Below are 12,174 nucleotides of genomic sequence, written 5' to 3' on the forward strand. Positions count from 1 at the left end.
CATCACAGGCTGGGCAACAGGCCGGCCGGCATCAGCGCGTTCAGTTGGCGGCCGGCGATCAGTTGGCTGGCGGCCTCGATGTCGGGCGCGAAGAAACGGTCTCTCTCGTAATGCGCCACCTTTTCGCGCAGCAGGGCGCGGGCGCGCTCCAGCTTGGGCGATGTCTTCAGGCCGGCGCGGAAGTCCAGACCCTGGCAAGCGCCCAGCCACTCGATCGCCAGGATGTCGCGCACGTTGTCGGCCATCGGCCAGAGCCGCTTGCCGGCGTTGGGCGCCATCGACACGTGGTCTTCCTGGTTGGCCGAGGTTGGCAGGCTGTCGACGCTGGCCGGGTGGGCCAGCGCCTTGTTATCGCTGGCCAGCGCGGCCGCGGTCACCTGCGCGATCATGAAGCCCGAGTTGACGCCGCCGTTGCTCACCAGGAATGGCGGCAGCTGCGACATGTGCTTGTCCATCATGAGCGAAATGCGGCGCTCGGACAGCGCGCCGATCTCGGCCAGCGCCAGGGCCAGGTTGTCGGCTACCAGCGCCACCGGCTCGGCGTGGAAGTTGCCGCCCGACAGCACGTCGCCCTGTTCGGCGAACACCAGCGGGTTGTCGGAGACGGCATTGGCCTCGATCCGCAGCACCTGCGCCACATGACGGATCTGCGTCAGGCAGGCGCCCATCACCTGCGGCTGGCAGCGCAGCGAATAGGGGTCCTGCACCTTGTCGCAGTCGGCGTGCGAATGGCCGACTTCGCTGTCATCGGTCAGCAGGTCACGGTAGACGGCGGCCACGTCGATCTGGCCCGGCTGACCCCGGGCGTCGTGGATACGGGCGTCGAACGGCACGCGCGACCCGAGCATGGCCTCGACGCTGAGGCTGCCGCAGACCAGGCCGGCGGCCAGCAGGTCCTCGGCCTCGAACAACCCGCGCAAGGCGTAGGCGGTGGACACCTGGGTGCCGTTCAGCAACGCCAGGCCTTCCTTGGCCGCCAGCGTCAGCGGCTCCAGCCCGGCGCGGGCCAGCGCCGCCTTGGCGGGCAGCCACTGGCCGTCGCAGCGGGCGCGGCTTTCGCCCAGCAACAGCAGCGACATGTGCGCCAGCGGCGCCAGGTCGCCGGAAGCGCCCACCGACCCCTTCAGCGGGATATGCGGATAGACGCCGGCGTTGACCAGCGCGATCAGGCTGTCGATGACCCGGCGGCGGATGCCCGAACGGCCGCGCGCCAGGCTGTTGATCTTGAGCACCATGATCAGGCGCACCAGGGCGTCGTCCAGCGCCTCGCCCACGCCGGCCGCGTGCGACAGCACCAGCGAGCGTTGCAGCGCCTGCAGGTCCTCGCGCGCGATCCTGGTGGACGCCAGCAGGCCGAAGCCGGTGTTGATGCCGTAGGCCGTGCGGCCTTCGGCGATGATGCGCTCGACGCAGGCGACGCTGGCGTCGATCGGGCCGTAGGCGGTCGGGTCCAGCGTCAGGCGGACCGGATGCTGGTACGCCTGGCGCAGTTGCGCCAGCGTCAGGCGGCCGGGTTCGAGGTGCAGGTCCATTTCTTGTTCTCCAGGATGAGGCTGCGGTGTCATGCAATATCGTGGCCGCGCCGCGCTGTCCTGCCGCATGCGGGGTCTCCTTGTGGGCACCCCGTCCGGCAGCGCCCCGGCATTTCCTTCGGCGGGCCGTGGATTCAACGGATGGCGTCGACCATGGGCAGGTCCAGGCCCTGTTCGCGGGCGCAGTCGATGGCGATGTCGTAGCCGGCATCGGCATGGCGCATCACGCCCGTGGCCGGATCGTTGGTCAGCACGCGGGCGATGCGCGCGGCCGCCGCGTCGGTGCCGTCGCACACGATCACCATGCCGGCGTGCTGCGAGAAGCCCATGCCCACGCCGCCGCCGTGATGCAGCGAGACCCAGGTGGCGCCGCCCGCGGTGTTCAGCAGGGCGTTGAGCAGCGGCCAATCGGACACCGCGTCGGTGCCATCGCGCATGGCCTCGGTCTCGCGGTTGGGGCTGGCCACCGAGCCGGAGTCCAGGTGGTCGCGGCCAATCACCACGGGCGCCGACAGTTCGCCGCTGCGCACCATCTCGTTGAACGCCAGGCCCAGCCTGGCGCGCTGGCCCAGGCCGACCCAGCAGATGCGCGCCGGCAGGCCCTGAAAGCGGATGCGTTCGCGCGCCATGTCGAGCCAGCGATGCAGGTGGGCATCGTCGGGAATCAGTTCCTTGACCTTGGCGTCGGTCTTGTAGATGTCCTGCGGGTCGCCCGACAGCGCGGCCCAGCGGAACGGACCGACGCCGCGGCAGAACAGCGGCCGGATGTAGGCGGGCACGAAGCCCGGGAAATCGAAGGCGTTGGCCACGCCCTCGTCCTTGGCCATCTGCCGGATGTTGTTGCCATAGTCGAAGGTCGGGACGCCCTGCTTCTGGAAGTCGAGCATGGCCTTGACGTGCACGGCCATCGACTGCTTGGCCGCCTTGACCACCGCCGCGGGCTCGCGCTGGGCGCGCTCGCGGTACTCGGACCAGGTCCAGCCGGCGGGCAGATAGCCGTTGAGCGGATCGTGGGCGCTGGTCTGGTCGGTCACCATGTCCGGACGCACGCCACGGCGCACCAGCTCGGGCAACACCTCGGCGGCGTTGCCGCACAGCGCGATCGATACCGCGCGGCCTTCCGCGGTGTAGCGAGCGATGCGCGCCAGCGCGTCGTCCAGGTCGCGGGCCTGCTCGTCGACGTAGCGGGTGCGCAGGCGAAAGTCGATGCTGGCCTGCTGGCACTCGATGTTCAGCGAGCAGGCGCCGGCCAGCGTCGCGGCCAGCGGCTGCGCGCCGCCCATGCCGCCCAGGCCGGCGGTCAGCACCCAGCGGCCGCTCAGATTGCCGCCGTAGTGCTGCCGGCCGGCCTCGACGAAGGTCTCGTAGGTGCCTTGCACGATGCCCTGGCTGCCGATGTAGATCCAGCTGCCGGCGGTCATCTGGCCATACATCGCCAGGCCCTTGGCGTCCAGCTCGTTGAAGTGTTCCCAGGTGGCCCAGTGCGGCACCAGGTTGGAATTGGCGATCAGCACGCGCGGCGCGTTGGCGTGGGTCTTGAACACGCCCACCGGCTTGCCCGACTGTACCAGCAGGGTTTCGTCGTCCTCCAGGCGCTTGAGCGTCTCGACGATCCGGTCGTAGCAGTCCCAGTCGCGCGCGGCGCGGCCGATGCCGCCGTACACCACCAGCTCCCTGGGATTCTCGGCCACGTCCGGATCGAGATTGTTCATCAGCATGCGCAGCGGCGCTTCGGTCAGCCAGCTCTTGGCCGTCAGCTGGTTGCCACGCGGGGCGCGGATCTCGACATCGCGATATCGGTTCGATTTTTCCAAGGCGGTCTCCGTGTTCGAGGGCGGCGCAGGCCGCCGCGTGGCTGATGCCGAATCATAGGATGCCTATTCTTGTATATACAAGTCCGGTAGAGTTTTTCCCAGATCAGGGATTTCCCGTATGCAAGGGGCGGCCGCTCAGCGGCGGGAGCCGTTCAGCCGCAACGCCGCTGCAGTTCGATCAGGCAGGCGTCCAGCATCGACGCCGACGCCAGCCGGTACTCGGCCAGATCATCGCGGCCGTCCTCGCGCGCCGCGGCCTGCTGTTCGATGTGCAGGCAGTCGTAGCGCGCTGGTTCGAGCAAGGCGCGGCCGTCACGCTGGACGGTCAGCGCCTGCCCCGCATTCAGCAGCAACACCGTGCTGGCGGCGCTATGGAACGCCCACTCGCGCACGCCGCCGATCCACTGCAGCCGGGCGCGGTAGTGACGCGGCGAGTAGATCAGATTGAAGTCGCGGATGGCGCCCGCCAGCAGGCGGCAGTCGACCCGCGCTTCGCCGGAGAACGCATAGGCCTGGCGCGGCCGCAACGGCGCCTGCGCCTGGCCGTCGACAGTCAGCGCGATGCCGGCGCCTTCGAGCACCGTGATGATGCGTTGCTGGCCGCGAAAGAGCGAGAACCCGCCGTCCTGCGCCACGTCGGCGATGGACAGGCGCCATTCGAACGCGGCGCTGCTGCCGCCTTCATTGCAGGCCACTTCCTGGGTGGTGCCGCCGCCATTGCGCCAGGGCATGCGCGGGTAATCCTGTGCCCGGTACAGGCGCACATCGAACGGAGTCATGTGGTGAACTTTCCTTCAAGGCGATGGCGCGAACCGGGGTGGATCAAGCGCGCCAGGGTGACGGCGCGTTCGCCCGACCAGGTGCGGCGGCGGATCAGCAGACAGGGCTCGCTGCGCTCGATCTGCAGCAACTGGCACTCGCGCGGCTTGGCGACGATGGCCTCGACCACGTGCTCGCCCTCGGTCAGCGGCGCCACGCGCGTCAGGTATTCATAAGGCGTATGGCGGGTGAAGTCCTGCTTCAGATAGTCAGGCGCCAGACGCACGTTGACGTAGCGGTCCTCGAGCTGGATCGGCACGTCGTCCTCGTAATGCACGATAAGCGAATGGAATAGCGGCTGGCCCTCGCGAATGTCGAGCGCGGCGGCCTGCTCGCCGCCGGCCGGTTCCTCGGCCAGCCGCACCACGCGCGCGTGGTGGCGATGGCCGCGCGCGGTGATCTCATCGGCGATGTTGTTGACCGCGAACAGCGCCGAGCGGGTCTTGGGCTGGGCCACGAACGTGCCCACACCCTGCATGCGCACCAGCAGCCCCTCGGCCGTCAGTTCGCGCAGCGCGCGGTTGACCGTCATGCGGGAATAGCCCAGCTCCCGCACCAGCTCGCTTTCCGAGGGCACGCGGTAATGCGCCGGCCATGCGCCGCTGCGGATCTGCTGGGCGATCATCTGCTTGAGCTGGGCGTACAGCGGCGCCGGCAGGGCCGAGGGCTGGGCCGGCAGACGGGGCGGGGGAGAGGCCAAGAGGTATCCTGTGTCGTGCCATGGGACGAATCCCGATTATAGGGGTCAGCTCGACATGTACAGACAGGCGATCCGCGCTGGACGCGGCGGCCTTGCTTGCGTATACTCCCCCCCTGTATCTACCGGAGCCTGCCGTGCCCCATTCCCCCGCAGAGAAGAAACGTGTCACCACGCGCCTGCGCCGCATCCAGGGCCAGGCGCTGGCGCTCGAGCGCGCGGTCAACGAGGGCACGGAATGCGGCGCGCTGCTGCAACAACTGGCCGCCCTGCGCGGCGCGGCCACCGGCCTGATGGCCGAAGTGCTCGAAAGCCATCTGCGGGAGACCTTCCTGCAATCCTCGCAGGGTGAACGGCCCGGCGCCGCGATCGAACCCGAAGCGGAGATCGACCAGATCATGCGGATCGTCCGTTCCTACCTGAAATAACCCCATCCGACCTCGTGGAGCCCCTTATGAAATCACGCGCAGCCGTCGCATTCGGCCCTGGCAAGCCGCTGGAAATCGTTGAAATCGACGTCGCGCCGCCCCAACGCGGCGAGGTGCTGGTGCGGATCACGCACACCGGCGTCTGTCACACCGACGCCTTCACCCTGAGCGGCGACGATCCCGAAGGCCTGTTTCCCGCCGTGCTCGGCCATGAAGGCGCCGGCGTGGTGGTCGAGGTCGGCGAGGGCGTGACCTCGCTCAAGCCGGGCGATCATGTCATCCCGCTCTATACCGCCGAATGCCGCGAGTGCAAGTTCTGCCTGTCGGGCAAGACCAACCTGTGCCAGAAAGTGCGCGCCACGCAAGGCAAGGGCGTGATGCCCGACGGCACCTCGCGCTTCAGCTACGAGGGCAAGCCGCTCTACCACTACATGGGCTGCTCGACCTTCAGCGAGTACACCGTGGTCAACGAGATCTCGCTGGCCAAGATCAACCCGGCCGCCCCGCACGAGAAGGTGTGCCTGCTGGGCTGCGGCGTCACCACCGGCCTGGGCGCGGTGCACAACACCGCCAAGGTGAAGGAAGGCGACACCGTGGCCGTGTTCGGCCTGGGCGGCATCGGCCTGGCGGTGATCCAGGGCGCGGTGCAGGCCAAGGCCGGCCGCATCATCGCGGTCGACACCAATCCCAACAAGTTCGTGCTGGCCAGCGCCATGGGCGCCACCGACTGCATCAACCCCAAGGACTACGACAAGCCGATCCAGGACGTGATCGTCGAACTCACCGACGGCGGCGTGGACTTCTCGTTCGAATGCATCGGCAACGTGCATGTGATGCGCGCCGCGCTCGAATGCTGCCACAAGGGCTGGGGCGAAAGCATCATCATCGGCGTGGCCGGCGCCGGCCAGGAAATCAGCACGCGCCCGTTCCAGCTGGTCACCGGCCGCGTCTGGCGCGGCTCGGCTTTCGGCGGCGTCAAGGGCCGCACGCAGTTGCCCGGCATGGTCGAGGATGCCATGAGCGGCAAGATCGATCTGGATCCGTTCGTGACCCACACCCTGCCGCTGAGCCGTATCAACGAGGCCTTCGACCTGATGCACGACGGCAAGTCTATCCGCACCGTGATCCACTACTGACGCCACGGCAGTGTCCTCGCGCGGGCCCGGTGCGCAAGCACCGGGCCCGTGCCGTTTCATGACGGCCGCGCGATAACGGCCGGGTCCGGATGTGACAGGCCTGTCATTCATCTTCACGTCATCTCGGCCCGCGACCATGCGCCCTCCGACGACAGAGGATGCGCGCGAATGATCACGTGGAAAAGGAACGCCGGCGCGGCCGCCTTGAGCCTGGCGGCGCTGCTGGCCGGTTGCGGCGGCAACGATGACGACAAAACGCCCGCCAGCCCCGCCCCGGCCGCCAGCCGGCCGATGGCACTGACCATCCTGCATATCAACGATCATCATTCCAACCTGGACAGCAAGAAGAAAGACCTGAAGCTGCTGGACGCGGCCGGCACGCGTGTCGCCGTCAACACCCAGGTGGGCGGCTTCGCGCGCGTGACGGCCGCCTTCGAAGCGCTCGCCGCGCAAGCGCCCAATGTGCTCAAGCTGCATGCCGGCGATGCCACCACCGGCACGCTCTATTTCAACCGCGCGGGCGAGCCCGGCGAGGCCGACGCCGCCCTCATGAACATGGTCTGCTTCGACGCCATGACGCTCGGCAACCATGAGTTCGACAAGGGCGACAGCGGCCTGAAGCGCTTCATCGAACTGCTGCATGCCGGAACCTGCCAGACGCCCCTGCTCAGCGCCAACGTCACCTTCGGCGCCAACTCGGCGTTGAACCCGGCGCGCGCGCCCGGCCTGGTCAGGCCATCTATCGTGCTGCAGCGCGATGGCCAGCCCATCGGCCTGGTCGGGCTGACCATCGCCAACAAGACGCAACAGTCGTCCAGTCCCGATCCCGGCACGCGCTTCTCCGACGAGACCGCCGCCGCGCAGCAACAGATCGACGCGCTGCGCGCGCAAGGCGTCAACAAGATCGTGGTGATGAGCCACATCGGCTACGACTACGACAAGCGGATCATCCCCAATCTGAGCGGCGTCGACGTGGTGGTGGGCGGCGATTCGCACACCCTGCTGGGCCCGGATGCGTTATCGGCCTACGGCGTCGGCACGCCCGCCGGCGCTTACCCCACCGAACTGCGCGACAAGGACGGCAAGCGCGTCTGCCTGGTCCAGGCCTGGGAGTACTCGCAGGTGGTCGGCGAACTCAAGGTCAGCTTCGACGCCAATGGCGATGTGACGGCCTGCGCCGGCACCCCGCACGTGCTGATCGGCGATACCTTCACCATCGCTGGCGCCGCGCCGTCCGCGCCCGATCTGGCCGCCATCCAGGCCGATGTGGCCGCCAGCGGCTTCCTGCGGGAACAGGCGCCGGACGCGCGGGCCATGGCGGTGCTGCAGCCGTTCAAGGCCAAGGTAGATGCCTTCAGCGCCAGCCTGGTGGCGACAGTGCCCCAGGAACTGTGCTCGCGGCGCGTACCCGGCGGCCCGGGCTCGCGCGACTATGGCCGTTCCAGCGTCGCCTGCAACACACTGGGCAACGTCAGCCTGCATGGCGGTGACATCCAGCAACTGGTGGCGCAGGCCTATCTCGACGTGGCCAATACCCGCTACGGCGGCGCCGACATCTCGCTGCAGAGCGGCGGCGGCGTGCGCGTGCCGCTGCTGGGCAATGTGACCGCCGCCAACGTGATCGAGGTGGTGCCCTTCGGCAATATGCTGTGGCGCCTGGAGATCACCGGCGCCGAAGTCAAGAACATGCTGGAGGACGGCATGCAGGCGGTCTATGGGCCGGGGGGTTCCACCGGCCCCTACCCCTATGCCGGCGGGCTGCGTTGGGACGTGAATGCGGCCCTGGCCGAGGGCAACCGCGTCTCCAACATCGAGGTGTTCGACAACGCCGGCGGCGGTTGGCTGCCGCTCGACCCGGACCGCACGTACAAGCTGTTCGTCCTGAGCTTCAACGCCACCGGCGGCGACGGCTACAAGACGCTGGCCAGCGTGCCGGCGGCGCGGCGCCAGGACATCGGCGTGCTCGACGCCGATGTCCTGCAGGCCTACATCGACAAACAGGCCAAGGACCCCGTGTCCGGCCTGCCGGTGCTGAACCGGCTGCCGATCAGCCTGTACAGCACCAAGACGTACAGCGAGTGAGGGCGGGGCGGCGCGACGGCGGTTCAGCGCGCGCCGCGCAGGCGCATCAGGCTCAGGATCTCGAACAGGATCTGCGCGCCGGCGTGCGCCGTGTTGGCAGTGGCGTCGTACGACGGCGCCACCTCCACCAGGTCGCCGCCGACGATGTCCAGGCCCGCCAGCCCACGCAGCATGGCCTGGGCCTCGCGCACCGTCACGCCGCCGACCTCGGGCGTGCCGGTGCCCGGCGCGAAGGCCGGGTCCAGGCAATCGATGTCGAACGACACATAGACGGGCGTATCGCCGACCACGGCGCGCGCCCGGGCGACGATGGCCTCTACGCCCAGGCGCGGAATGTCCTCGGCGTGGATCACCGTCATGCCCGATTCGTACGAGAACTCCCAAAGATATTCGGCCGAACCGCGAATGCCGATCTGGATGGTGCGGGTGGGATCGAGCACGCCTTCCAGCACCGCCTGGCGAAACGGCCCGCCATGGTGGAAGCGGCTGCCGTCGAATGGGCCGCCGGTGTCACAGTGCGCATCGAAGTGCACCAGCGCCACCGGTTGCCTGGCCCCCAGCGCGCGCAGAATCGGCAGCGTCACCGAATGATCGCCGCCGACCGATAGCGGCGTGACGCCGGCCGCCACGATCTTCTCGTAGGCCGCATGGATATCGGCGTGCGACTGCTCCAGGCTGAAGCGGCTGCGCATCGGCACATCGCCAATGTCGGCCACGCGCAATTCGCGCACCGGCACGCACTTGAGCGCGTGGTTGTAGGGACCGACCCGCTCGATGGCGCGCAAGGCGCGCGGCCCGAAACGACAGCCGCTGCGATTGCTCGCGCCCAGGTCCATCGGCACCCCCAGCAGCGCCACCTGCAGATCCCCGAAATCCGGCCGCTGCCAATCGATCTGCCACGCCGGCGCGTCCAACAGTGTCGGCATGCCGGCATAGGGCGCGCTGCGCGTGCCGCTGTCGTCGATGACATTAGCCGCCACCGCGCGAAAATGCGGGTCGTGGATGACGGCCTCGTTGGATCCACCGAACCGGGCGCGCAAGGCGGCCAGTTTTTCGGGCGTGAAACTCATGGAGCACTCCTGGAAGAGGTTGCGCCAGGGGCGGGCGCGGGCGCCTGCCCCATCAGGCTGATAACAATGAAACTGATGGCGCTGACGGCCAGGCTGGCGTAGATCGGCGTATTGGCCGCCAGCCCGTCGCGGATCATGCAACCGACCGCCGTGGCGCAGCCCAGCAACATGCTGGCGATCGCCGCCGCCGTGGTCGCGCGGCGCCACCAGATCGCGCCCAGAATCGGCACCAGCATGCCGCCCACCAGCAGGTTGTAGGCGCAGGTCAGCGCATCGAGCACGTCATCCACCGCCAGCGCGATGCCCAGCGTGACCAGACCGACCAGCAGCGTCATCAGCCGATGGCTGCGCACGTGCGCAAAGCCGCGCCCGCCGCGCAGGGCCGGCAGCAGGTCTTCGGCCAGCACAGTGGCCGAGGCCAGCATCGCCGCACTGGCGGTAGACATCATCGCCGCCAGCGCCGCCGCGATCACCAGGCCGCGGATGCCGGCCGGCAGTTCGGCCTGCACGATGGCGGCAAAGGCATTGTTGACGTTGTCGAGATCCGGCAGCAGCACCCTGGCGGTCATGCCGATCAATGCCCCCACCAGGCCGTAGACAATGCAGTACATGCCCGCGGCCGCGCCCGCCAGGCGCGCCACCCGCTCACTGCGGGCGGTGAAGACCCGTTGCCAGATATCCTGGCCGATCAGGATGCCGAAGAAGTAGATCAGGAAGTAGGTCAGAATGGTGGGCCAGCCGATCGCGGTGGCCTCGAAACTGGTCGGCGGCAATTTCGCCACCAACTGGTCCCAGCCGCCGACCCGGTACAGGCAGATCGGCAGCAGCACCGCCATCAGGCCGACGGTCTTGATCAGGAACTGCACGATATCGGTCAGGGTGAGCGACCACATGCCGCCCACGGCCGAATACACCACCACCACGCCGCCACCCACCAGGATCGCCAGCCAGAAGGGCATGTCGAACAACACCTGCATCACCGTGCCGGTCGCGATCACCGAGGTCGCCGCCAGCATCAGCGCGTAGGCCATCATCACGAGCGCGCTGACATGCCGCGTGCGCGCGCTGTAGCGGAACTCCAGGATCTGCGTCACGGTGTAAATGCGCAGCTTCAGCAGCGGCCTGGCCAGGCACACATTGAGCACGATGATGCCCAGGCCCAGCATGGCGCACAGCCAGAAACCCGAGATGCCATGCACATACCCCAGCCGCACCGTGCCGACGGTGCTGGCGCCGCCCAGCACCGTGGCGGCCATCGTGCCCATGTAGAAGGCCGGCCCCAGATTGCGGCCCGCCACCAGGAAATCCTCCTGCGTCCTGGCGCGGCGCATGCCGTACCAGCCCAGCAGCAGCATCGCGGCCAGATAGACCGCGACCACGGCTATGTCGACAAACATGTCCTTCCCCTTGTCCGTTCGCGTGCGGCACGCACGCGGATTGGCCACCGCCGCCAAAACAACTATTGCAATAGAAGTGAATCTGGAAAATCAGGCTTTTCAGACCTCGATCCGCCCGCCCTCCGGCGACGGCACCACAGCCGGGTCGAATCGATAACACCGGTGGAATAATAGGAATCCGGACTTTTTCCATCCATGCTTAGTTCGGAAAATTCACATCGATATTCATCAATGTTCTGTCGGTATTAACCCTATGCTCTCGAACGTTTCCGACCTCGACCTGCGCCTGATCCGCGTCTTCCTCACCATCGTCGACGCCGGCGGCGTATCGGCCGCGCAGGCCCTGCTGGGCGTGGGCCAGTCCACCATCAGCAGCCAGCTCGCCACGCTCGAAACACGGCTCGGATTCACGCTGTGCGAGCGCGGTCGCGGCGGCTTTCGCCTGAGCGCCAGAGGGCAACGCTTCGACAAGCTGGCGCGGCGCGCGCTGGCCTCGCTGGACGACTTCAGCGCGCAGGCCCGCAACATGCACCGGCAATTGGTCGGCAATCTCACGCTGGGCCTGATCGGCAACGCCACCATGGCGCAGAACGCGCGCATCGGCCACGCCATCGAGAAATTCCGCCGGCGCGACGAGGCGGTGCGGCTGTCGGTGCTGATCCGCAGCCCGCGCGAACTCGAAGAACTGATCCTGAAGGACGAAATGCAGGTGGCCATCGGCTACTTCCTGCACCGCGTGCCGATGCTCGACTACACGCCGTTGTTCCAGGAGCGGCAGATCGCCTATTGCGGCGCCACCCATCCGCTGGCCGGCAGCGCCGGCCGCGTCACCGAGGCGGATCTCGCCGATGCCGACTGGACCTGGCGCTCCTATCCGCTGCCCGAGTCCTCGTTCGCCGGTCGCCCGCGCCGCATTACTTCGGAAGCCGACAACATGGAGGCCGCGCTGATCCTGATCCTGTCCGGCGCGCACCTGGGCTACCTGCCCGAACACTATGCGGCGCCGTATGTCGCGGCCGGCCTGCTGCACGCGCTCGACGCCGACACTTACCAGTACGATGTCGAGATCAGTATGGTGGCCAAGCGGCGCAGCCAGCTGGACGACATTGCCGCCGCCTTTCTCGAGGACATGCGCGCGGCCCTGGCGGCTGCGCCCGGCGCCGCGTCGTGATATACCTTTGCGGCGCGCCACCCCCCCG

The 12,174-nt window shown here is 68.0% G+C and carries 10 protein-coding genes; 4 read left to right on the forward strand and 6 right to left on the reverse strand.

Annotated features, from left to right (window positions below; translation table 11 throughout):
* Window positions 1-2: 2 nt before the first annotated feature.
* The 4 genes from hutH to hutC all read right to left on the reverse strand — a co-directional run bounded on the left by hutH (window position 3) and on the right by hutC (window position 4,865).
* Window positions 3-1,532, reverse strand: coding sequence for a histidine ammonia-lyase (gene hutH, locus HV701_RS12290; protein WP_175133309.1), 1,530 nt, complete (start codon window positions 1,530-1,532; stop codon window positions 3-5).
* Between the two features lie 134 nt (window positions 1,533-1,666).
* Window positions 1,667-3,346, reverse strand: coding sequence for a urocanate hydratase (gene hutU, locus HV701_RS12295; protein WP_175133310.1), 1,680 nt, complete (start codon window positions 3,344-3,346; stop codon window positions 1,667-1,669).
* A gap of 152 nt (window positions 3,347-3,498) precedes the next feature.
* Window positions 3,499-4,125, reverse strand: coding sequence for a HutD/Ves family protein (locus HV701_RS12300; RefSeq protein ID WP_175133311.1), 627 nt, complete (start codon window positions 4,123-4,125; stop codon window positions 3,499-3,501).
* The gene (hutC, locus tag HV701_RS12305; RefSeq protein ID WP_175133312.1) at window positions 4,122-4,865 is read right to left on the reverse strand and encodes a histidine utilization repressor; all 744 of its coding nucleotides are present in this window, start codon (window positions 4,863-4,865) and stop codon (window positions 4,122-4,124) included. The genes HV701_RS12300 and hutC overlap by 4 nt, the downstream gene beginning before the upstream one ends.
* A gap of 134 nt (window positions 4,866-4,999) precedes the next feature.
* Between hutC and HV701_RS12310 the strand changes: the two genes are divergently transcribed.
* The 3 genes from HV701_RS12310 to HV701_RS12320 all read left to right on the forward strand — a co-directional run bounded on the left by HV701_RS12310 (window position 5,000) and on the right by HV701_RS12320 (window position 8,508).
* The gene (locus HV701_RS12310; RefSeq protein WP_175133313.1) at window positions 5,000-5,290 is read left to right on the forward strand and encodes a metal/formaldehyde-sensitive transcriptional repressor; all 291 of its coding nucleotides are present in this window, start codon (window positions 5,000-5,002) and stop codon (window positions 5,288-5,290) included.
* Between the two features lie 26 nt (window positions 5,291-5,316).
* On the forward strand, window positions 5,317-6,426 hold the full coding sequence (locus tag HV701_RS12315) for an S-(hydroxymethyl)glutathione dehydrogenase/class III alcohol dehydrogenase (RefSeq protein WP_175133314.1): 1,110 nt from the start codon (window positions 5,317-5,319) through the stop codon (window positions 6,424-6,426).
* A 168-nt stretch (window positions 6,427-6,594) separates the two neighbouring features.
* The gene (locus HV701_RS12320) at window positions 6,595-8,508 is read left to right on the forward strand and encodes a bifunctional metallophosphatase/5'-nucleotidase (protein ID WP_175133315.1); all 1,914 of its coding nucleotides are present in this window, start codon (window positions 6,595-6,597) and stop codon (window positions 8,506-8,508) included.
* A 23-nt stretch (window positions 8,509-8,531) separates the two neighbouring features.
* On the opposite strand, the gene speB is transcribed toward HV701_RS12320, so the two are convergent.
* Together speB and HV701_RS12330 are read right to left on the reverse strand one after the other, a co-directional pair.
* Entirely contained in the window at window positions 8,532-9,578 is a 1,047-nt protein-coding gene (speB, locus tag HV701_RS12325) for an agmatinase (RefSeq protein WP_175133316.1), read from the reverse strand.
* On the reverse strand, window positions 9,575-10,975 hold the full coding sequence (locus HV701_RS12330) for a sodium:solute symporter family protein (protein ID WP_175133317.1): 1,401 nt from the start codon (window positions 10,973-10,975) through the stop codon (window positions 9,575-9,577). Before HV701_RS12330 ends, speB begins: the two co-directional genes overlap by 4 nt.
* A gap of 253 nt (window positions 10,976-11,228) precedes the next feature.
* Here HV701_RS12330 and HV701_RS12335 point away from each other — a divergent pair, with 253 nt between their 5' ends.
* Window positions 11,229-12,146: a LysR family transcriptional regulator gene (locus HV701_RS12335; RefSeq protein ID WP_175133318.1), complete on the forward strand. Its 918-nt coding sequence runs from the start codon at window positions 11,229-11,231 to the stop codon at window positions 12,144-12,146.
* The last annotated feature ends 28 nt before the right edge of the window (window positions 12,147-12,174 follow it).

Origin of the sequence: Achromobacter pulmonis (genome assembly GCF_902859765.1) — a bacterium.
GTDB classification, from domain to species: Bacteria; Pseudomonadota; Gammaproteobacteria; order Burkholderiales; family Burkholderiaceae_B; genus Achromobacter; species Achromobacter pulmonis.